The 23,067-nt window shown below is 35.1% G+C and carries 22 protein-coding genes; 7 read left to right on the top strand and 15 right to left on the bottom strand.

Annotation, left to right across the window (positions count from 1 at the left end; genetic code table 11):
• Positions 1-279 precede the first annotated feature (279 nt).
• Entirely contained in the window at positions 280-636 is a 357-nt protein-coding gene (locus LG276_RS08790) for a DUF1360 domain-containing protein (RefSeq protein WP_224937763.1), read from the bottom strand.
• Between the two features lie 132 nt (positions 637-768).
• Between LG276_RS08790 and LG276_RS08785 the strand changes: the two genes are divergently transcribed.
• On the top strand, positions 769-1,305 hold the full coding sequence (locus tag LG276_RS08785; protein ID WP_224937762.1) for a CotY/CotZ family spore coat protein: 537 nt from the start codon (positions 769-771) through the stop codon (positions 1,303-1,305).
• Positions 1,306-1,355: 50 nt separating this feature from the next.
• Here LG276_RS08785 and LG276_RS08780 read toward each other — a convergent pair whose 3' ends face one another.
• From LG276_RS08780 to LG276_RS08770, 3 genes are all read right to left on the bottom strand, one after another.
• Positions 1,356-1,829 carry a CotO family spore coat protein gene (locus LG276_RS08780; RefSeq protein WP_224937761.1) on the bottom strand — a complete coding sequence of 158 codons (474 nt, stop codon included), beginning with the start codon at positions 1,827-1,829 and terminating at the stop codon, positions 1,356-1,358.
• Between the two features lie 1,650 nt (positions 1,830-3,479).
• On the bottom strand, positions 3,480-4,253 hold the full coding sequence (gene fabI, locus LG276_RS08775) for an enoyl-ACP reductase FabI (protein WP_251161358.1): 774 nt from the start codon (positions 4,251-4,253) through the stop codon (positions 3,480-3,482).
• 162 nt (positions 4,254-4,415) lie between these two features.
• Complete coding sequence (locus LG276_RS08770; protein WP_224937759.1) at positions 4,416-6,263, bottom strand: monovalent cation:proton antiporter family protein; 1,848 nt, start codon at positions 6,261-6,263, stop codon at positions 4,416-4,418.
• Between the two features lie 132 nt (positions 6,264-6,395).
• Here LG276_RS08770 and prpE point away from each other — a divergent pair, with 132 nt between their 5' ends.
• Positions 6,396-7,130 carry a bis(5'-nucleosyl)-tetraphosphatase PrpE gene (prpE, locus tag LG276_RS08765; protein WP_251161356.1) on the top strand — a complete coding sequence of 245 codons (735 nt, stop codon included), beginning with the start codon at positions 6,396-6,398 and terminating at the stop codon, positions 7,128-7,130.
• On the opposite strand, the gene LG276_RS08760 is transcribed toward prpE, so the two are convergent.
• The 4 genes from LG276_RS08760 to LG276_RS08745 form a co-directional block, all read right to left on the bottom strand.
• Complete coding sequence (locus tag LG276_RS08760; RefSeq protein WP_404294091.1) at positions 7,127-8,014, bottom strand: RluA family pseudouridine synthase; 888 nt, start codon at positions 8,012-8,014, stop codon at positions 7,127-7,129. The two genes, prpE and LG276_RS08760, sit on opposite strands and share 4 nt — an antisense overlap.
• A gap of 385 nt (positions 8,015-8,399) precedes the next feature.
• The gene (locus LG276_RS08755; RefSeq protein ID WP_095369785.1) at positions 8,400-9,194 is read right to left on the bottom strand and encodes an NAD kinase; all 795 of its coding nucleotides are present in this window, start codon (positions 9,192-9,194) and stop codon (positions 8,400-8,402) included.
• 28 nt (positions 9,195-9,222) lie between these two features.
• Positions 9,223-9,861 carry a GTP pyrophosphokinase family protein gene (locus LG276_RS08750; protein WP_095369786.1) on the bottom strand — a complete coding sequence of 213 codons (639 nt, stop codon included), beginning with the start codon at positions 9,859-9,861 and terminating at the stop codon, positions 9,223-9,225.
• Positions 9,862-9,973: 112 nt separating this feature from the next.
• Positions 9,974-10,348 carry a hypothetical protein gene (locus tag LG276_RS08745; protein WP_404294089.1) on the bottom strand — a complete coding sequence of 125 codons (375 nt, stop codon included), beginning with the start codon at positions 10,346-10,348 and terminating at the stop codon, positions 9,974-9,976.
• A gap of 162 nt (positions 10,349-10,510) precedes the next feature.
• Here LG276_RS08745 and LG276_RS08740 point away from each other — a divergent pair, with 162 nt between their 5' ends.
• From LG276_RS08740 to LG276_RS08725, 4 genes are all read left to right on the top strand, one after another.
• Positions 10,511-11,101 carry a CYTH domain-containing protein gene (locus LG276_RS08740; protein WP_404294087.1) on the top strand — a complete coding sequence of 197 codons (591 nt, stop codon included), beginning with the start codon at positions 10,511-10,513 and terminating at the stop codon, positions 11,099-11,101.
• Positions 11,102-11,125: 24 nt separating this feature from the next.
• Positions 11,126-11,773 carry a lytic transglycosylase domain-containing protein gene (locus LG276_RS08735; protein WP_404294085.1) on the top strand — a complete coding sequence of 216 codons (648 nt, stop codon included), beginning with the start codon at positions 11,126-11,128 and terminating at the stop codon, positions 11,771-11,773.
• Positions 11,774-12,049: 276 nt separating this feature from the next.
• Positions 12,050-12,457 carry a globin gene (locus tag LG276_RS08730; protein ID WP_095369790.1) on the top strand — a complete coding sequence of 136 codons (408 nt, stop codon included), beginning with the start codon at positions 12,050-12,052 and terminating at the stop codon, positions 12,455-12,457.
• Positions 12,454-13,326, top strand: a complete 873-nt coding sequence (locus tag LG276_RS08725; protein WP_095369791.1) for a ClpXP adapter SpxH family protein — start codon at positions 12,454-12,456, stop codon at positions 13,324-13,326. The genes LG276_RS08730 and LG276_RS08725 overlap by 4 nt, the downstream gene beginning before the upstream one ends.
• Before the next feature lie 647 nt (positions 13,327-13,973).
• On the opposite strand, the gene LG276_RS08720 is transcribed toward LG276_RS08725, so the two are convergent.
• From LG276_RS08720 to LG276_RS08695, 6 genes are all read right to left on the bottom strand, one after another.
• A complete protein-coding gene (locus LG276_RS08720) occupies positions 13,974-14,849 on the bottom strand; it encodes an alpha/beta fold hydrolase (protein ID WP_251161350.1) in 876 nt (291 codons plus the stop codon).
• Positions 14,850-15,236: 387 nt separating this feature from the next.
• On the bottom strand, positions 15,237-17,060 hold the full coding sequence (gene pepF / locus LG276_RS08715) for an oligoendopeptidase F (protein WP_404294082.1): 1,824 nt from the start codon (positions 17,058-17,060) through the stop codon (positions 15,237-15,239).
• Between the two features lie 115 nt (positions 17,061-17,175).
• Positions 17,176-18,321, bottom strand: a complete 1,146-nt coding sequence (locus LG276_RS08710) for a competence protein CoiA (protein ID WP_404294081.1) — start codon at positions 18,319-18,321, stop codon at positions 17,176-17,178.
• Between the two features lie 101 nt (positions 18,322-18,422).
• Positions 18,423-19,073 carry an adaptor protein MecA gene (mecA, locus tag LG276_RS08705; protein ID WP_224937750.1) on the bottom strand — a complete coding sequence of 217 codons (651 nt, stop codon included), beginning with the start codon at positions 19,071-19,073 and terminating at the stop codon, positions 18,423-18,425.
• A gap of 714 nt (positions 19,074-19,787) precedes the next feature.
• Entirely contained in the window at positions 19,788-20,183 is a 396-nt protein-coding gene (gene spxA / locus LG276_RS08700; protein WP_095369795.1) for a transcriptional regulator SpxA, read from the bottom strand.
• A 554-nt stretch (positions 20,184-20,737) separates the two neighbouring features.
• The gene (locus tag LG276_RS08695) at positions 20,738-21,313 is read right to left on the bottom strand and encodes a GNAT family N-acetyltransferase (protein ID WP_095369796.1); all 576 of its coding nucleotides are present in this window, start codon (positions 21,311-21,313) and stop codon (positions 20,738-20,740) included.
• Positions 21,314-21,554: 241 nt separating this feature from the next.
• Between LG276_RS08695 and LG276_RS08690 the strand changes: the two genes are divergently transcribed.
• Complete coding sequence (locus LG276_RS08690) at positions 21,555-21,740, top strand: hypothetical protein (protein WP_224937749.1); 186 nt, start codon at positions 21,555-21,557, stop codon at positions 21,738-21,740.
• Positions 21,741-21,825: 85 nt separating this feature from the next.
• Here LG276_RS08690 and LG276_RS08685 read toward each other — a convergent pair whose 3' ends face one another.
• Positions 21,826-23,040, bottom strand: coding sequence for a putative glycoside hydrolase (locus LG276_RS08685; RefSeq protein WP_404294079.1), 1,215 nt, complete (start codon positions 23,038-23,040; stop codon positions 21,826-21,828).
• Between the last annotated feature and the right edge of the window lie 27 nt (positions 23,041-23,067).

The raw sequence follows: 23,067 nt of genomic DNA, 5'->3' as shown, positions 1-23,067 counted from the left end.
TTTTCTCTAAAAGTTAATTTCTTATCCAAAAAAAAACAAAAGACGAACCTTTTATTAATGGCTCGTCTTTTTATATTAATTGCTTTTCTTCTTTTTCTTTCCACAACCACAACCGGAGGATTTTTTACTTCCCCCTGATTCTGCAATTCTCTTTTTAAAAGCTTCTTTATTTGTATATATTTTTTTGTTCATCTTTAAATGCCCTCCTTCATCGTATATGCCTTTTACCTTTAACATATTCAAGTGAGGAAGAGCTCGTATAATCCAATAGCCCAATTTTTATTGAATAATCATTTTTTGAATGACGCCTTCAATAATTGCCGCCATTGCGCTAATTGACAAAATCACCACTAACAACACACCTATTGTAGGGAAATATGCATACATTAAATATATAATCATCGCACTCCATATCCCAGTGCACCAATAACAACTAAGAAGCTTACCAAAAAAACCAGCTATACCTTTATTTTTTGGAATGATATATGTCTCTATTTTCCCATGTTCGTCCTCTTCATCAACTTCTGACATAAATGGCCTTCTTATAAATTCAGTGATTTGATCATAAACGATTAGCCTTGTTAGACGGAAAGAAGCAAATGAGAGTAAAAGAAATTCAAAAAAGGTAAGATCCATTCCTATCTCCACCCTTCCTTTAAAAAATATGCCTATTTTTTTAAAAAATAAGGCGTTTGTCCGTAACCCATAGCCTGTTTCATCAATATGTTATTAATGTAGATCAAAGAATGAAATAAGGAGGAAAAGAATATGGGTTGTAACAAAAAGGATAATAAATACGGCAGCTGTGTAGCTGAAGTCGTACGTGCGATAAGAGATATCCAAGATCAAGTTCGTGAAGATGAAGATTGTAATTGCGGCTCTAATTGTTTTTTAGAACCAATTGGTGCGATTTCTCCAAAGAGTGGTAAGAAGAAGAGAGTGAGACGCCCTAACACGCGCGTATTTACGTTAAGCACAGCTGATGGTTCACCATTCCACGCATTTTTAACAAATGTTGATGATTGCTCTTGTACGTCAATTTTCTTTAGAGTAGAAGAGATATTCGATAATTCATGTGCTACGCTAAGAGTTTTAGAACCAGTTACTGAAACAAGTCCTGGTTGCTATGAAACAGCTGACATTACAGAAGGTTGCTGCATTGATTTATCTAAAATTTGTAAAGTAGATGGTTTCCGTTCTAGTGAGAACTGTATCTCTGTAGATTTGGATTGCTTCTGTGCAGTTCAATGTATTCAAGATATATATTTACCAGTAGATAATTGTGTTGAATATTTCGAAGACTAATTGTATATCAGCCAGTCGTTTACTCGACTGGCTTTTTATATACAGTCTACTTACCTAAAACCGACCATTTTTATCGATTTTATACTATGAATATGAATGGTTTGCATACTGCCGCTTAACGTTTTAATCATTAACTCATTGCCTTGTTTTAATTCAATAAATCCCCTAATATGTTTATCATCACTTATAAATAAGCAAGGTACAGGAGGTAATTGCTTAGGGAAATGAAGGAGATAATCAATCCTTTCCTGTACATTCATATCCTTAAAACTTTTCACACGTTTAAATCCTTGCTCACTTTCTGACTGACTTTCCTCGTATTCCTCTAAAACTTGCTGTACATCTTCTTCTTTTTTTTCCACCTCACCTTGTTCATCTATTGAAGAATTTGTGATAACCTCTTTTTCTTCTTCCTCAACTTCATTTTTACTGGAATAAGTTGACTGCATTGATGTCGAAGGAGAAGGAAGATTAGATTGTTGTACATATAATAAAGGCTTCTTTTTTTTATTTTGTGTATCCATGTCTTTCACCTGTCCCTCTTCAATAAATTCGAAGCTCCAACATATTATATGTGAAATAAAAATGGGCGTTCATTTAACTAACTGAAAGGAAAGAATTCGCCAGAAGACACGAAATGCTTTAATGTAGATTCCTACTACACTAAATTTATATTCATATCCCTGATTGTCTTATTTCTACTTATTTTTAAAGATTGTTTATCGATCAAAAAAAATAATGAAAAAAGATCTTATGGAACAGTAATCAATTATCAGTACATGTTACTACGGTTTAAGGTTTTCCAAAAGATCAGTAGAAATTGGTGAAGAAGTGTGTCATAAGTTAGATTAAGAATAATAGAAATAAGAAACTAAGCGTGGAGCCTTTCAAAATGTAAATGGCATGATGAGAGCTGAGTTTTGCACGGCACTCAAATGCAAAATCTCACTTGAGTGCCTCGCTGATGAGATTTGCACGGCTCTCAAATGTGAAACCTCACACGAGTGCCTCGCTAATGGGATTGGCACAGCTCTCAAATGCTAAACCTCACTTGAGTGCCTCGCTAATGGGATTTGCACGGCTCTCAAATACAGAATCTCATACGTGTGCCTCGCTAACGGGATTGGCACAGCTCTCAAATGCTAAACCTCACTTGAGTGCCTCGCTAATAGAATTTGCACGGCTCTCAAATACGAAATCTCACACGAGTGCCTCGCTAATGGGATTTGCACGGCTCTCAAATACGAAATCTCACACGAGTGCCTCGCTAATGGGATTTGCACGGCTCTCAAATGCGAAACCTCACACGAGTGCCTCGCTAATGGGATTTGCACGGCTCTCAAATACGAAACCTCACACGAGTGCCCAGCTAATGGGATTTGCACGGCTCTCAAATACGTAATCTCACTTGAGTGCCTCGCTAATGGGATTTGCACGGCTCTCAAATACGAAACCTCACTTGAGTGCCTCGCTATTGGGATTTGCACGGCTCTCAAATGCGAAATCTCACACGAGTGCCTCGCTAATGGGATTTGCAGCACGGCTCTCAAATGCGAAATCTCACACGAGTGCCTCGCTAATGGGATTTGCAGCACGGCTCTCAAATGCGAAACCTCACACGAGTGCCTCGCTATTGGGATTTGCACGGCTTTCAAATGCGAAATCTCACATGAGAGCACCGCAAATAGTATTGGCACGGCTCTCAAATGCGAAACCTCACACGAGTGCCCCGCTAATGGGATTTGCACGGCTCTCAAATGCGAAATCTCACTTGAGTGCCTCACTGATGAGATTTGCACGGCTCTCAAATACGAAACCTCACACGAGTGCCTCGCTAATGGGATTTGCGGGCTCTCAAATGCGAAATCTCACATGAGAGCCCCGCAAATAGGATTGGCATGTCACTGAAATACAAAATAAAAGATGTAAGCCGAGCTAGGAGCGTTTGCAAAATATGTGCAAACCGAAGATACACACACATTACCATGATTCTTTTTTCATGTATATTATTAGCTTGACATTTCGCGTCTCGTTTCCAATCCAACACACCGTGCTGTGAAAATAGAAAATGCGCACACAACTTGTCTTATAGTTAACGAGTTGTGTGCGCATGAAATAAATTGTCCAATTTTTAAATGAATGCTAGCCATTCATTTATTAACAATAGTACTAAATTAGCGAATGTGATAACCAGAATCAACGTGAATATTTTCTCCAGTAATACCTCTTGACATATCGCTAAACAAGAACACAGCTGTATCTCCTACTTCCTCAGGCGTTGTTGTTCTTTGTAATGGCGCATTCTCTTCGATTTCTTTTAAGATGGAATTGAATTCTCCAATACCTTTTGCTGACAAAGTTCGAATAGGACCAGCAGAGATAGAATTTACGCGAATATTCTCTTTTCCTAAGTCAACTGCTAAATATTTAACACTTGCATCAAGTGAAGCTTTTGCTACACCCATTACATTATAGTTTTTAATTGCTCTTTCACCACCAAGGTAAGTCATGGTAACAATGCTACCGCCTTCAGCCATTAATGGTCTTGCTGCTTTAGCAACAGCTGTTAAAGAATACGAACTAATATTATGCGCTAACAAGAAGCCATCCCTAGATGTATTCATATACTCTCCTTGAAGCTCTTCTTTATTGGCAAATGCGATACAGTGTGCAATCCCATTAATTTCTCCAACTGCCTCTTTCATTTGTCTAAAACAACTCTCTACATCTTCATCATTCGTTACATCACAAGGTAATACAAGTGAGTTCTCCGCACCATCAAGGGTACTTACTAAATCTCGGACACTTTTCTCTAATCTTTCACCAGCATATGTAAAAATGAGGTTTGCACCTGCTGTATGTAGTGACCTTGCTATTCCCCAGGCAATACTACGTTTATTCGCTACGCCCATCACAACGTAAGTTTTCCCTTTTAATGAGATCGTCATATCATAATCCCCCTATAATTTATACAAGTTATTAGTACCTAGTACTAATATTACATGAAAAACATTCAACTTTCAATAGGAATGTGATGCGTGAGGTTATATAAAAAAATACGAATAGACTCTGTCATAGAATCTATTCGTACCTCGAAATAACTAACCCTTTTAGTGAAGCTCTAATTCCCACTTCAATTCTTCCACATATTCCCGAGAACCGGTGACGATTAAGCGATCGTTTAATAAAAGCTCTGTATCACCATGGGGTATAATGGTTTCTTGCCCCCTTAAGATACGAACAAATATAACATCACCGGCAAATGGAAATCGTCTAATTGTCATTCCATCAAATTTTGAATTTCGTAATTTCACGTCATATAAGGTCGTTTCTTGATTTTCAAATATTTCCACGACACTCGGAGAAGCGATCAACGCTCGTAATAAAGTTTTCGTTGACAACATACTTGAAAATGATTCAATACCAGCAGCAAGTGCCTTTTCCTCAAGAATGGGGTTTTCTAATCGACAAATGACACGATCAATTCCTGATTCATTCAGTGCTTCTGCCAGTTCAAGGTTAATATCCTCATCTCCAGTGGTTATTACAACAACATCAGCTTGCAAAATTTCTGTTTCTTTTATTGCTTCCATTGAAAAAGCAGGAAGTTCATTCAACTCGAAGGCTGGTGTAATAAATGGTTCCTCTTTTTGCTGAACTGTATGATAAACACTTGTTTCGTACATATCTGAAGCTAATTCATTTGATAACGGCATTGTAATCTGGTTCGCACCAATGAAGGAAACTTTAATCTTCTTCTCTTTGACCGTTTCTTTTGGAAATAATTTCTTAAAGACAATAGGTGTAAATATGCTACTGATAACAGCTACCAATATTAGCATCCCCCCCATTTCTTCAGAGATCATACCCATTCTTTGACCAATGGTCGCAGCTGCAATGACTAATGATAGCGTCGAAGTTAAAATAAATCCTGACGCGACAACAGTTTTCATATCATACCATTTCTTCATATAAAAAACCGGGATTAATTTAGATATGAGCAATGCCAATAATAATAATGGGATAAACACTAATAACATTGGCTCAGCGAAAAGTGACCAAATATCTAAATCAACACCTACCATTACAAAGAAAATGGGTATTAAAAAGCCGTATCCAAACGAATCTAATTTATGAACAAGTTCTTGGTTTGGTGCCAATAATGAGACAAGTACACCGGCTAAAAATGCTCCTAAGATATTCTCTGCTCCAACAGATTCTGAAACAGCTACTAAGAAAATAATGAGTGCAAAAACAGCCCTCGTGCCAATTTGTATTGTTCCAGTTGATAGCGACTGTATGAAGTTATTATTTTTATATCTTCTTCCTACAAAGTATAAGATCACGCCAACGACAAATAGTAGTAATAATAACCATGTATTCCCTTCTCCGCCATCATTTACTGAAACAAATACGGCAAGTAGAATCATTGTTGCTAAATCGGCAATGACCGCTACAAGCAAGATGATTTGCCCGATATTAGTATTCATGATGTTCCCTTCTTTTAAGGTAGGAACAACAACGCCAAGTGAGATTGTTGATATAATTAATGTCATTAGAAACACATTATCGATAAAGCCTACTAAAACAAATACATATGATAAAACTAATGACACGATAAAAATACCGGCGAAAATGATGCTCGCAGTGAGAAATGCATTTGGTTCAGGTTTGCCATTTTCCAATCGGTGCTTTTTCTTTTTCGATGAAAATGCGGAAAAATCTATCTCAAGCCCACTTAGAAACATTAAGAAGATAAATCCTAATGTCGATAAAGTTTCAAGCCACATATCCTCTTGTACTATATTAAATCCACTTTTCCCAATAATTAATCCTGCTAGTATTTCTGCTACTACAACTGGGATAAAGTTGATTTTTAGACGATGTAGTATAATCGGTACTAAGAAAGCAATCACAATAACAATCACAAGTGAGGCGACTGAATTTCCATGTTCCATTCTATCACTCCTTTTTAATAAAATTAGTCGAAATAAAATCTAAACATATGAAAAATAAAAATGCAAACGATAAGAATTGTATAACTTTCATATCTAAACGATTCAAACTACCTTAAAAGTGAGGGACTGTTAATGAAACTAGATATTATTGGGGATATTCATGGTTGTTATAAAGAATTTAAGGATCTCACCGTTCAGCTAGGCTATGACTGGCATTCAGGCATTCCTTTAAGACACGATAGGCAGCTCGCATTTATCGGTGATTTAACTGATCGTGGTCCACAATCATTAAAAGTCATTCAAACCGTATACCAATTAATAAAAAAAAATCGAGCCTATTATGTTCCTGGCAATCACTGCAATAAATTATACCGCTATGCACTGGGGAATCCTGTAAAGACTACTCACGGCTTAGAAACGACAGTAGAGGAATTACAAAGCTTAAATAAACAAGAAAGAAAAGATATACTTCGTAAGTTTATCGAGTTATACGAACAATCTCCTCTTTATTATTTACTAGACGAAGGCAGACTATTATTAGTACATGCAGGAATGAAGGAAGAGTGGATTGGTAAAAAAGATAAAAAAGTAAAAACATTTGCTCTTTATGGTGATATTACAGGAGAGAAACATCCAGATGGGTCTCCTATTAGAAGAGATTGGGCACAAAATTATGCTGGACAAACATTAATTGTTTACGGCCATACACCTGTGAGAGAAGTGCGTAAAATCAATCAAACATATAATATTGATACTGGCGCCGTTTTTGGCAATAAATTAACTGCTCTTAAGTACCCTGAATTACAGACTGTATCTGTTTCCTCTTCCCTTCCCTTCCAGGAGGGTAAATTTGCTCGCTTTGATTAACTTAATAATGCTTGCATATCTTCTGGATAAGGAATGGAAAAGGTCAGGATTTCCTTCGAAATAGGATGAGTAAAAGATAGGGAAAAACAATGCAAGGCTTGACGTCGCAACCATTTAGTCGAACCGCCATATAAATTATCTCCTATTAAAGGGAAACCAATATGAGAAAGATGCACTCGTATTTGATGGGTTCTGCCCGTTTTTAAAGACAATTCTAATTCAGTGAATTGTCTTTCTTTTTGCTGAGATAGTTGTTTAAAGTAAGTCGCTGCATGTTTGCCATTTGGGCTAACCATTCTTTCGATAATGCTATCAGATTTTCTACCAATTGGCTCCTCAATCCACCCTTCCTTTGTTGCCATTAACCCACAAACAAAAGCTTTATATTTCCTTTGAACACCATTATTTTGCTGCTGACGACTTAAAAGATGGTGAACATGTCGATGCTTGGCAATTAACACTAAACCTGACGTCTCTCTGTCTAGTCTTGTAACAATATGAATAGTGGACTCTATTCCTTGCTTGTCATAATAACCTAATAAAGCATTCGCTAAACTTCCCTCTGGATGTTCTCGCGATGGAATGGTGCTCATACCTGCTTGCTTCACAACGATTAATACTGCATCGTCTTCGTAAAGAATGGAGAGCGGAATATCTTCAGGCTGCAAACCTTGACTTCTTTTCTCAAGTGGAAAGCCAACCTCTAATACATCGCCGTTATTAAGCATATACCGCACATTTTGTTCTACCCCATTCACTTTTATAAAACCTCCAGCAAACTTTATATCTGTTAAAGCGGTTTTAGAAATATATTGCTGTGATAGGAATGATTTAATATTAACTGGTGTATCAAGTGAATCAATTTGCCATTGTAAAGTAAACATTCTTTTATCTCCTTATAAACGAAGTAAATGCAACCAAAGACAGTTCTTTAAAAAGCATTGGGATACGAGTGAAATGAAGCTTATTTTTCCAGCCTACCTTAGAAAAATTGCTGTGGACAGCAGATCAAAGCGTCTACATTATGCTCCTTTAGAAAATATCAGAGTTAAGTGTGCAAACAATATGAATGATATTGCCATTATCTTTAGTCATCTTGGATGCTTGGTAATAGTAACTTTTTTTATTTTTGCATGTGGATACCTGGACTTATACATTTTTGCATTTACAGGAAAGAAAAATCCGAACATATTCGAACCCTTTAACAGAATTAGAATGATTGTTCGGATTTCCATTCAACTAGCATCCATTTTACCCAAAGTGACGCAGTTAATCAGCAACAAATGAATCATGTACTCTTTTCCAAAATGGAAATGGTCTGAATCTAGCAAAGCGAATTTTTTCATCGGCTACACGGTATTGAATTGATTTTACATCTTTATGCAAAAGCGATAAATGATCGATTGTAATCTTAAAATCCGGTTCATTCACAGGTTTTAAAAGGCAAGCATGGTGTGCTGGTAAAACTAAAGGTGAACCGACTGTTCTAAACACTTTATTATTAATCGATGCCATTTCAGCTAATTGAATAGCGGGCAATGACGGATGTAATATCGCACCACCTAACGCCTTATTATAAGCCGTACTCCCTGAAGGCGTGGATAAACATAAACCGTCTCCTCTAAATCTTTCAAAATGCTGACCTCGAATCTCTACATCCATCACAAATGTACCATTCACAGCTTTAACTGTAGACTCGTTCAAAGCCAAATACCTTGTTTCTTTGCCACCATTCAAATAGCGGACAATGACTTCAAGAAGAGGGTATTCGACCACTTGGAAAGGAGTTTTTGCTATTGCGATTACAAGCTTTTCAATTTCATCAGGTACCCAATCAGCATAAAATCCTAAGTGGCCCGTATGAACACCAACGAATGCTGTTTTATCAAGGCGGCTGCTATATCTGTGAAATGCGTACAACAAAGTTCCATCGCCACCAACAGAAATGACTATATCTGGTTGTTCTTCATCATATACGAGATCAAAATCAAGTAAGTACGATCTCATCTTATGCATCAATGTATTCGATTTCGTATCACCTTTAGACGTAATCGCAAATCTCATTGTTTAGTAGCTCCTCTTATTTTTCATTCTATGACTTATTCTTTTGCTGCTTTTCTTTATTTTGTGAAAAAAATGCTTGTGCATCTTGAATTTCTCCTCGAATCGATGACATTTCTTCATCCAATCTAAATGCTGCTTCAGCTGCTCTTTGTAATCTCATTTGAATATCAGATGGAAATTGGCCTTTATATTTATAATTTAATGAATGCTCAACCGTGGCCCAAAAATTCATCGCTAACGTTCTAATTTGAATTTCCGCTAATATCTTTTTCTCCCCATGGATAGTTTGTACAGGGTAAGCAATAACTACATGATAAGAGCGGTACCCACTTGCTTTTTCATGAGAAATATAATCTCTTTCTTCCACCACTTCAAAATCATTTCTCATACGTAACAATTCTACTACCTTCATGATATCATCAACAAATTGACACATCATTCTCATACCTGCTATGTCTTGCATTTCTACATCCAACCTGTTAAGTGGAATTCCTTTTTGGTTGGCTTTATCTAATATACTAGCTATAGGTTTTACTCTGCCGGTCACAAATTCTATAGGAGAGTGCTCTGGGACGAAATCAAACTGACTTCTCATCCCTTTTAGTTTCACTTTTAACTCTTCTACAGCTTGTTTATATGGCCCTAAAAATTGATCCCAATGCTTCATACATGCACCACCCTTATGTAAGTTCATTTCTCTAACTTGATAGTTAGAAATTTTTGCAATAAAGCGACGAAAGAAACTTAGGTACATGATTTACTCTTCATTAGTAGAGAAGTTATTCAAACATAGCCTCGACTTTCTCAACCATTTCATCTCCATAATTACTGTTACCCCGTATATTTTCAATAAGATATTGTAATTCCTCTTGAAATAAAGGTAATTTAAGCTTTTCTTTTCCATCATGCAAATACACTTCACCATTAAAAACCAATGCTTGCTTTAATTGTTTCCATAATGATTCATGTAACATGATATATGTATAATCATCATTTTTTTCTGTTATGTATATAAATGATAAATGGTCGGAATCTACTAGCATCTGTTCTCTTGGCTCGAAATCATTCACAGATAAAGTGGAGTCAATTTCTAATAATAATTCCTTTCCTTCATCATTCCATAACGCACTTTGTACTTCTACTTTTTTATTCATTTCATCTACCTCCAAACTCTTACATTTTACCATAGAAGGGGAAAAAATCTCAAAGAACATTGCAGATTATGAGATACAGCGCCATAATAATGATAAGTATTAAGAAATCAAGTATCTCTTATTTGATTATACATGTAGTCGAGAGAATAGGAAGGATTAATCATGTCACAAAATATAGAAATTGAATTTAAAAATATGCTTACAGAACTGGAATTTGTTCAATTAAAAAAGCAGCTTCATATAGAAGACAAAGATTTCTTCACTCAAATCAATTATTATTTTGATACGCCAACTTTCTTTTTAAAAAACGAAGGATGTGCGCTTCGAATTAGAGAAAAATATAATCAATTCGAACTTACATTAAAGCAGCCTCACCCTGATGGCTTATTAGAAACAAACCATGATCTTCAACCGGAAGAAGCAAAGCATATCATCAAACAAGGGTACATCGATAAGCAATATTTAGCTTCACTTAAAAGTGACCTCCATTTCCCTGAGGAGACGTTTAAATTATTTGGTTCTTTATTAACAAGCCGTGCAGAAAAAAATAATGAGGACGGTTTAATCGTCCTAGATTATAGTGAATATTTAAATAAGGTGGACTATGAATTAGAATATGAGGTTTCGAATAGGGAAAATGGCTTAAATTACTTTAAAAAACTATTAAAAGAGATGAATATACCGATAAGAAAAACAGAGAACAAAGTGAAAAGATTATTTCGGGAAGTTCAGAAAAGAAGAATAGATGATTAACAAGGACATATGAGGAGAGTCATAATGAATATTGATCAGCTTAAACTTTTAATGCAAATGCAAAGCTTACAAACCTTTCTTCCAAATACAACGCAAAACAGCAATACAACTGATTTTTCACAATTATTATCAAATTCAATTACAGCAAGAATGAATGATTCTTCTGCTGATTTCTCACAGGAGATAGGAGCAGTTCAAACGATAGCCGAAACAATGCTCACCTCTTCTCCTGTTTCTCTTCCTCCTGTACAGCTTACGAAGTTTAAAGGAGAGAATAGTGATCAATCAATTCAAGATATCATTCATCAAGCTGCATCCGCCTATAACGTACCAACTGAATTAATTACTGCTGTTATTCAACAAGAGTCCAACTTTAATCCGAATGCAGTTAGTTCAGCAGGTGCAGGTGGTTTGATGCAATTAATGCCCGAAACAGCTAAGTGGCTTGGTGTGAATGATAGATTTGATGCCACCCAAAATGTTATGGCAGGAACAAAATATTTAAGACAAATGCTTGATCGTTATGGGAATAATACCGAGCTTGCTTTAGCAGCATATAATGCTGGTCCTGGTAATGTTGATAAGTATAATGGCATTCCACCCTTTAAAGAAACACAAAACTATGTTCAAAAGGTGACAGAGAATTTACTAAACCAAAAACAATTTGTCTAAGTATCGTAGTGACTTCATTTTTGAGTCACTACTTTTTTGTTTTAGAAATCCAACCTCTAGAATCATCCTCCGTACTTGTTTTCCAAGAGATCTGCCCCATATAATAGAACTGAAAATACCTGCATACTTAATATTAATTCGTGGCACAAAGCTATTTGTTTGAGATATAGCCGTTACATTGATAAAATAATATCAAAACATGAAGGAATTATGTCTAGCTGATGAAATAATCATCGCTTTTATTAACATACTTTTGTTTAAAGGGGTTCTATCACAATGGTCGAGAATATCAATACTCCGTTCGACGCGTTAGGTGAGGAAAAACTTCACCTACTTGTTGAAGCATTTTATAAACGGGTTGGACAACATCCTGAGCTCGTCCCAATCTTTCCTGACGATCTAACTGAAACAATTAGAAAACAAAAGCAGTTTCTGACACAATTTTTAGGCGGCCCGCCATTATATACCTCAGAACACGGTCACCCGATGCTGAGAGCACGGCACCTACCTTTTGCCATCACAATGACACGTGCGAAGGCATGGCTCTCGTGTATGGAGGATGCAATGAATGAAGTCGAATTGGATACACGCTTGAAAGAAGGATTTCTCGAGAGACTGACTCTCACAGCACAACATATGGTAAATACACCTGAAAAAGATGAATTAGAGGGTGATGACAAATGAATCATGAAGAATTTGAAAGTAAATCTGTCTCACCACATTGTCATGGTAGTGAAAATAAGCCGTTAGAAATCTATATGTTTATTGATCCACTATGCCCAGAATGTTGGAGTTTAGAGCCGATAATTAAAAAACTGTCTGTAGAATATGGTCGGTATTTTTCTCTCAAGCATGTAATAAGTGGGAAGCTCAATGCTTTAAATAGAGGCAAAAGACAAAACTACGACCAATTAGTTGAACAATGGGAGAAAACCGCTAGTCGATCAGGGATGTCATGTGACGGCTCTGTTTGGTACGAAAATCCGGTATTATCCCCTCAGTTAGCCTCCATTGCCATTAAGGCAGCCGAACTACAGGGCAGAAAAGCCGGCATTCGTTTTTTGAGAAAACTTCAAGAGAAGTTGTTTCTCGAAAAGAAAAACGTATCAGACTTTGATGTATTAAAAGAATGCGCCAGCCAAATTGGCTTAGACGTAGTTGAATTTGTAACCGATATACATTCGGAAAGTGCTGCAAAAGCATTTCAATGTGATGTAAAGATTACAGCTGAGATGGATGTAGAAGAAATTCCAACGATGGTGTTCTTCAATGAAAATATTGAAGATGAAGGCATAAAAGTTACAGGGCAGTACAGCTTTGATGTGTATGAGCAAATACTAAAGGAAATGGTTCCATATAGACTCGAACCTTCTCCATTACCTGACATAGAGCTGTTTATTAAACATTATAAACTTGTCGCAACTTCAGAAATAGCAGTCGTCTATAATATGACGGAGCAAGAAGTAAATAAAGAAATGAAAAAACTTCAACTGAAGCAAGTGGTTGAGCAAGTACCTGCAAAGCACGGATCTTTTTGGAAATCACTAGACTGATGATACTCATCATCAGTCTTTTTTATGCCGTGGTAAAAAGGGCGGACTAAAAGGAAAAACCTCACCATTACAGTATGAAGCGTCTCCCCTATTCATGCTCACACTCCCTGTCAATCGCCTATCACGACAAAATTAGTTCTCTCTTCTATTGTTCACACCATTTGTTTCTCTTGTAAGTGCAACGAAACTTCTATCTAATGCTTTTTCTTAGTCAAAATGGCTTGTAAAATCCAATCAAGTGGGAATCAGGTTATGGACGGTGTGTCATTTATTTTTATTAAAAACATAAATCAATCAACCTTCAATCCACATAGTAAAAAACCCTACACTCTCTCATGAGGCGTAGGGTTTTTCATGTAAATATATTTAACAAAGGGGATGGGAGAAATTTTTCACGATCAAACAAAGGGGTAAATTGTTTGTTTGTGATTAACTTCACAATACAAATATACCATGGCTTTTTTAAGCTCGCAATAGTTTGTGTACCATTTCACATTATTGTCAAATTCTCTACTACTCATAGTGAACTGCCATTATAATTAGTTATGATCAAGAATAGTGCTGATTTTTTTAAACATTTAAAGGAACCCCATATTGGTTTGAAGTTCCAAGTTCCGTTAAAGCTCCATAAGTTAAAAGATACAGGGTTAGTAATAATTCTTTAAAAACTCTACAATATCATTGTTAATGTTTATCAGATGCTCTTCAGATGGGAAATGTCCCATATCGTAAGTCTTAAATGCAATTAAATTTGGAATGATTTCTCTAGCTACTTTATTTAATCTACTTTCAGGAAAAAAGATATCTTTTTTCCCTGCTATAATTAAAGTGGGAGAACTATAATGTGTTAATTCTTCCTTCGTAGTTAATTTCGGCATTTCTTGTTCAAGTCTAATATATTTAAATACATCTCCAATAATTTTTTTATCAATTTCCCTCATACTATTATCTGACATAATATCAGTGATTTTATTGAGATATTTTTGCGATGAAGTACCATTATATAAGACTAAAGGAAGTAAAATATCTTTAATCATTCTCATCTTAGATCCTAATCTTATTCCTGCTGGTGATACCAAAACAGAACAGTCAATTTTGTCTGGCATAAACGTGGCTAATCTCAAAATAATACCTGCACCGTAGGACGGACCAACAAATGCACTACTATCTATATTAAAGTAATCCATTAGTTCCTTTATCCATTGGGCAAAACTATTGTCCTTCGCTGAAATTCTACTTTCACCACTATATCCTGGATGACCAATAGTATCTGGTGCATAAACTCTGTATGTATCTACGAGTGGTAAAAACCAAGATAAAGTCATTGGATTTATACAATTACCACCCTGAAATATAAAAATAGGCTTTCCTTCTGGTGGTCCTGCTATAAGAATATGAGTTTCACCATAACTTGTATCAACATATATCTGCTCAACATCAAAATCAAACGACTCTAGATAATTATCGTAATGTTGAGTAATAAGCTGTTTCCCTTCACTTTTATAAATGGTCCTTTCCCCCAAAGTACATCTCTCCCTTATACCTATACAAATAAAGGTTTATAAGTTTAATAATCAATTAAAAAATTCTGAAAACACAAACTTATTATAGGTCGCATCCGTTGATAAAGACAGCTTTCAACAATCATCTGGTTAACCGTTCTTTCGTCATTGCGGTCACTGGCCTGGTCTGAAAAATTGAAACCAACTTAAATAATGTTTGTGGTATTTTGTTGCCCAAACCATTAAAACGATATATTCAGCCTTCAAACGATTGTGGTAACTATTCATATTTTTTTATATGTACAACCTTTGACCCGTTCTTACCCACTGATTTAACCTGGATTCCGTATACTCAATTCCTTAAGTTAGCAGCCTAAATCATTTGATAAAGGCTGCTTGATAATAATATTAAATCGTTTCTAACAATTGTTCCATCTCATTTAACTTTTCTTCAAACACTTTGCATGCTGCCTTTATCGGTTCTGAACTTGTCATATCCACACCCGCTTTTTTAAGCACTTCTATCGGGTAATCAGAACTACCTGCTTTAAGGAAACCAATAAAGCGATCCACTGCTGGTTTTCCTTCTTTTAAAATTTGCTCACTTAAAGCCGTTGCAGCACTATAACCGGTAGCATATTGGTATACATAATAATCGTAATAGAAGTGAGGGATTCTTGACCATTCTAATCCAATTTCCTCATCAATAATGATATCCTCACCACCAAAGTATTTCTTGTTCAGTTCATAATACTTTTCAGTAAGTGCATCTGCTGTTAAAGCCTCATTATTTTGAGCCATTTGGTGAATCTCATGCTCAAATTCAGCAAACATCGTTTGACGGAATACCGTTCCTCTAAACCCTTCTAAGAAATGATTGAGTAAGAATAAACGTTTTTTATCATCATCAATCGTTTTTAATAAATGATCATTTAATAACGCCTCATTACAAGTTGATGCTACTTCAGCCACAAAAATGGAATAATCACCATAAGCATATGGTTGCGATTTACGTGTGTAATAACTATGAACAGAATGACCAAATTCATGTGTTAAAGTGAAAAGGTTATTGATATTATCTTGCCAATTAAGGAGGATATAAGGGTTCGTACCATAAGCACCAGAAGAATAGGCCCCACTTCTCTTCCCTTTATTCTCCCAAACATCTACCCAGCGATTCTGTAGACCCTCTTCCAAAATACTACGATATTCCTCACCTAAAGGAGTTAAACCTTCAATCATTAGCTTTTTCGCTTCATCATAAGTAATCGCCATTTTTACATCCTTGACTAAAGGTGTGTAGAGATCATACATGTGCAATTCATCTAATTGCAAAACTTTTTTCCTTAGTTTCACATATCGATGAAGCAAATGAAGATGATCATTAATCGTGCTTATTAATTGATCATAAACCGATTCTGGTATATTGTTCGCCGATAAAGCGGCATGTCGAGCTGATTGATAGTTTCGTACCTTTGCATTGAAGTTATTTCTTTTCACATTTCCACTTAACGTACTAGCGAATGTATTACGAAACTGTCCATAGGTTGTATACATCGCATGAAAAGCATCTCGACGTACACGCTGATCATCACTCTCTAGGAAGTTGATAAATCGACCGTGTGTCACTTCAACTTCTTCCCCATCTTCATTTTTAATCGATGGAAATGTTAAATCAGCATTATTTAACATTCCAAAAGTATTACTTGATGCATCCATTACTTCTGATGCTTGTGCAAGTAAGGCTTCTTTTTCTGCTGTGAGTACATGAGGACGTTGAAGATTGATTTCTTCTAGTGCATGTTCATAGATTTTTAATTCATCTTTCTCGGCTATATACTGAGCTAATTGATCTTCATCAATGGCAAGAATTTCTGGTACTATGAAAGCGAGTTCACTAGCAACCACTGAATACAGCCCTTTGATTTTATCATCTAAACTTTGATACGTTGCATTTGTTGTATCTTGATCATATCTCATTCTTGCATATGTAAAGAGCTTCACAATACGAGAAAGTAAGTGATCTTGATATTGTAAAACATCATAAAGAACCTCTGCACCTTCATGCAACGTCCCTTTAAACTTGCCTGCTTCTTTAGATAACTCTTTTACTTCATTAAATTCTTTATTCCATTCATCGTCACTTGAAAAAATATCTTCAAGACGCCAAGTTTCTTCAACTGGTACCTCGTTTCTTGTTGGTAGTTTCTTAACTGTAGAATCGTTAGCCATATTGTTTTCCTCCTACATTCATTATGTTAAAAATTACTATCTGTTACTATCTTACATCAAATGAAAGTAATTGTTCAGTATTATGTTTCACCAATTTATTTAAAATACTTCAATATTATCTTAATGCCATTTTCATAATCATTTCCCCTTCTTCCTTACTTATTTTCTTATTTTTCATATCAGAAGACCTGATTTGAAATTTGGTACCATCGATTTTCTCAATTACTTTTATAATGTATAAAAGATATAAATAAGCATCGATTACTTCTTTAAGATCTATGGGTACCTCTACTCGTATACGAATATCTTTTCTCTCCAGGCGGCATTGCATGGAATCATACGCATCTTCTAGAGAAAATAACTCTTCATGTCGTAATATATCTATAAAAATATATGTTTGCCACTGAATTGGTGAAGTACTTAGCTTAGCACTCCCCCTTACAGGGAGACCACAAAAATCTGGTAGATTTCCCATATGAAACCCGCAACGATAGATTTCATCTTTAAACCGTTTAGAAAATGAGCTATATTTAAAGCTTCCATACCTTTTTATATTCTCCCTTTCCTGCAACCAAGAAGAAAAGCTCATTCTCATTCTATTATTTCTTAGATTTAATAATTCGTACAAATTATGCGAGCGAAGTGGTTTCAGATCTAGATGGGCAAAAGACTTTTTCGTAGAAATTGGTAGGAGATGAGAGAGTAAATACAAATTTTCTGTATCAACGTTTAAAATAGGGATGATAAATTTATTAGCGGAAGTTTGCTGAAGAAAAGAATAATGAAAAGCAGTGAAAGAAAATAAATGATTTCCTAAAGTATGGAGCTGTTGGTGGGATAATATCCATAGTGGTTTTATTCCTGACTTTATATAGCCATTTGTACGTTTATGAACTATTTTTGTGGGAATTATTGAACATTGAAACTCAATGGCATAAACACCTCCGTTATGTTCAAAACTGAGATCCGCCCTTTGATGGATGTTAGCGAAATATTTTTCAATCTCAACATTTCTATAGTATTTTTTTAATAAATCGTATAACAATAATTTTCCTTTCAAGTGGATTTCTGACTCTTTTTCATATGATTCAAAGCATTGACTATGCGGTTTATGAGCAAAGTGAGACTTTTTAAAGATGCCATTCTTTAAAATGACAACATCCTTGCACTCTGGGCAGTAAAAAGACTTTTCCTTCAATTTACCGTATTGCACATCTTGAGCAGTAATAAGTTTGCCATCATTCGTTATTGCCTTTAACATAGAGGTTCACATCCTTTCTATACATTCTAACTTCTCCCCTCTCGTTCTTTATTCCTGCATAAAAAGAAAAGACCGACTTCTTAACGAAATCGGCTTTTTTATTAAAAGTATTTTTTTAGTTCAATTAAAGCATTTTCAGCGATAATTACCTTTCCATATTCAGAAATGACGTGAATGGTTGTATCTGTTTCATGCCCATATTCAAGTAGTATACTAAGAATATTATCAATTTCATCCTCTTCAAATTGTTCCTCGGGAAATTCAACGATTAAATAATAGTTATTCTTGTATGAACGCAGTTGCGTATGAACATTTCCTAGTTCCACTCGCTTGGCTAATGAAATGATATCCTCAAAGTCTCGAAAGGCAATAACGAAATCTAATTTTTCTTCCGCTTCCTCTTCTTCATTTTCCTGTAATTGATCAAGCATTGCTTCTACTCTTTCATCTACAGCAAAATCCTTCATTTTTTCATCAGAAACAGGGAGCTCTAACTTTTGTCCGTCTTTAGATAACTGCGCCTTCGTTACTAAGATTTCTAATCCTTTATCAAGTGCTTGAACTTGAATCCACAATGGACCTTCCATCACAAAATCTTCTTCTGTGTGAACCTCATCCATCATATCCCAAAAAAGTTCTTCACTTCTCTCCCGGTTGTACCATATTTCATCACGATCAAAGCCTCTTTCCTCAATATCAATATACGAGATATAAAACTTCACCGTGTTTTCATTAATTCTCTCGATTTCCACTTAGCAACTCTCCCTTCTTGCTTTTTGTGAAGGGATTATAACCCCTAATTTGCACTACTTTACTACCATTTACCCTATTTCAAGAAAATTATTCTTTTAGTGATCATTCTAGCAAGAATAATGAGAAAATAACGTGTAAAAACAGATATTCCTATTATGTTTTACCTTTTGTTATATTTTATGATAAATATGCTGTAAAGGGAATGCCCAAAAATACAATTGGCAAAAAACGAATGAATGCCTATATTCGTTTATACAATATATATTTATTGTGTTTGTATTTTATCAAAAAAACCTGTCCCCTACAAGAAACAAGCTTAGGCTGATGAAAAGCTTTTTTTCGCTACTGATTTGTGATAAAACACTTTAATGGCCATTGGAAATAATCGAGTATGAATAACAGTAAAATGATTAGTACGAATATCATGTAGGAAAATGTAGTTCTTCCTCTATTATGTATCAGAAATGTCTAGTGAATAGATTAAAGAATTTGGTTCGGCTATCTTTGCTGATTTCTCTGCAGATGAACGCGCAAATCTCCTATCCTACGTTTTTCTTTTATCAGTAAAGATGTACAAAACCTCTTTTGCTAAAATTAGCCAAAATTTATTTTATAGAAACTAAAAAACGAACAAATCCGCATAAAAAGGACTTGTTCGTTTTCATTTAAGCACACTTAAGTGAAATGTAAAGTTAAGTGAAGTACGAATGGTTTTAGTTAACCAACTTTTGAGCCTCACGTAGATGATACGTACGAACCTTCCTAGGAAGGAAGCGTCGAATTTCATCTTCATTATAACCTACTTGTAATCTTTTCTCATCTAAGATAATCGGTCTTCTTAATAAACCAGGATTATCTCTTATCAATTCAAATAAATCCTGTAAAGGCATCGTTTCAAGATTAACATCCAACTTTTGGAATGTTTTAGAACGTGTGGAAATAATCTCATCTGTTCCATCTTCTGTCATACGAAGGATTTCTTTAATTTCATCAATTGCTAAAGGTTCTGAGAAAATATTTCTTTCTTTGTATGCAATATCGTTTGCCTCTAACCATGCTTTTGCTTTTCTACATGATGTACAACTTGGTGAAGTGTATAATGTGACCATTTTACAATTTCACACTCCTTAGAAATTTAAAGTATATTTTATTCGCCGTAATTGTTTAATTATGCTATTCTTACTGATTGTTACACTTGTTCCGTTTTCAATGAACAGGCTTACTTTCTCATTGAGAATAATCCACTAGGCTGTAACTAATGTTGTAATTTATAATTAATTTAAATAAGCTGTTCCACTTCATTATACACCATCTGTGGAACAGATGATATATATTTTTCTATTCTTCATACACTTAAATGCCAATTAAACAATTAACTTCTGCCTTAGTGAATCTATAATATAAGACGTTTTCATTTAAAAAAGGTTTCATGAAATATTGATTTTTTTATTTGTTCACAAACTGTTCAATTATAGAATAATGAAATCTGTTACTATTTAACCTATATAACTATGATAGACATTTACCCCTTTTTTTTAAGAATAAACATTTACTTTCTCAATAATTGACTTTAAATGAAAAAAATTTATAAGGAAATGATGTTGAGCCATTCTTTACCTAAAAAGAAATCCCGAACATTGAGGTTGTTCGGGATTTCTATGGATTAAATATCTTTTAAAAGATCATTATTATTGTCATTCTCAGAAAAAGTAAGGACTTCATCTACTGGTTGATAGGATGCTCCATAGAATTGAGTATCTTTGTAAGTATGAATCAATTCATATGTTTTAATCATTGCATCAAAAATCATTTCTTCCGTTTCGTTATTAGGTGCCCAGAATAAAATTTCCATTGCATTCACTTCATTTGTTGCAAGTGATCGACGACGGTAACCTATAGATTGAGCGTGCTCAAAGCCTTCTCTCTTATAAAATTTCAAGCGTTTCTCTGTATCAGTATCTTCATAATCAACAGGTTCAACTTCTAGTATAATCGGTTTGCCTTTTTCCTTCAATTGATCAATTAACTTATGTCCTAAACCTTGTCCTCTTGAATCTTTGGACACAAATAGGTAGTCGATAAAGACAAAAGTTTCAAGTTCAACATACATTAACACATGCATTGGACCCTCATCTTTATGATAAATATCAGGTCTCTCTTTCAAAAGTGTTTCCATATGCTCTTTTGACTTCATCTCTTCTACAGGAAAATACTGATTCAATTTTTCATACCAATGCATGGACCAAACCCCTTTGTTATTTAAATATTTCCAGTCGTGATAAACTTCCAGCTTTCTCTTCTTGTATAAGAAAATCGTATAAATAAGTCATCATTCACGTATAAATAAACTAAGTTGTAACGCTCTATCAAAGTATTTGTGATTTTCATTCTTTTCATTCTTTAATAAATGCTTTATTATTAGAAATAGAACATCATCAGAATAACTTGAATTTTCCGAAAAGAAAATTGGAGGTTTATCAATGATTGGTTACTTTTCAGACTTGATTATCGTTTCATTGCTCATACTCAGTTTAACTTCCCTTTTAGGTGTACTAATAAACAGCTTGGGAATAAAATTTTTTGGCGGCAAGAAAAAATCCGAATTCGTAGACCAATCTGCATTTATGCAAACCGGATGGAAAAACGTGGGCGGAAAGAAGAAATAATCCTCATCCTATATACTATGATAACGCATACACAATAAGTGTCAACTAATAAGCAGCTGATAAACATCATATCAGCTGCTTATTTTTAATTTAATGGGGTATAATCAACATTTTCCGTATAATGATTGCCGGCATTCCATAATAAGAATTCGTCAATTCCTTCCTCATTCAGAGCCCTAATTTGATCCTCTATTTCTTGCTTACCATAAGGCTTGTAATTACCGGTACCTAAATAAGATGCAGTAAAATCCTGTAGCCAAGGTCTAGAAATAGGCGGAGAAGCTAGTTCCTCCCGTTTGACATTCTCTACCTTTGCATACTCTTTAATAAGCTTGTAAGGTTCTAAATCTGGTTTTTGAATCCCAAAGTATGGCCCCCAGTGGCTTGGATAGATCATTGAAGATATGACATCCACATGTTCTGAGATTTTTGAGAAGTTCTGTCCAATCCCAGGTGCCTCTGGTAAAGTAGCCGTATAACCAAAAATATCAACAGATACTTTGACACCATAAGGCTCTAACTGTTCTTTCGCAAACTTAACGAAGTCTGTAACAGCATCTACTCTCAGCTGAACATCATCTTTACCGTTCGTGTACTTTCCTTTACTATACTTCAATGAATCAGCCATATGCTCAAATCCTTCAGGGAATCGAACATAATCAAATTGAATTTCCTGGAATCCCATTTTAGCTGCTTCTATGGCAATATCTACATTATATTGCCACACTTCTTCCATAAACGGATTAACAAAGGCTTCTCCTCTTCCGTTTGTCCATACTTTATTTCCTTCTTTATACGACCATTCAGGCTTTAACTTGGCTAGTGTTGAATCCTTAAAAACAACGACCCTCGCAATAGGGTAAATCTCTTTTTCTTCTAATGTCGTTAACATCTCTTTTGTATCTTTTATATAAGGTTCGACAATATCCTTATATTTACTATCATTTTCCGGTTGGTATGTAAGGTTTCCCCAATCATCTTTAATATCAATAACCATCGCATTTAATTCTGTCTTATCAACAAAATTAGATAACCGTTCAAAATTTGCTCCTCCTGCTGATGGACCAGTAACATAAATACCTCTAATAGCGTCTGGGTAGGTAAAGTCGTAGCCTGAATCGTATGTAAACCGTTTCATTTGTTCAGGTAATTCCATTAAAAAGCCAGCATATTCTTTCTGTGCATGAAGCTGATAACTTTGTTGTTCAGCATTCGCATGGTCTAATTGTGGAACTACACTTAATAAAAGTAAGAAAAAAGCAACTTTAATCGCCCTCACTATTTTTCCCTCCTCATCCATTTATTTTCTTTTTCTTATCTCCTATTC

This window comes from Cytobacillus kochii (assembly GCF_044790165.1).
Lineage (GTDB): Bacteria > Bacillota > Bacilli > Bacillales > Cytobacillaceae > Cytobacillus > Cytobacillus kochii.
Note: the sequence above shows the minus strand (reverse complement) of the source record. Positions and strands in the feature narration are given on the sequence as shown.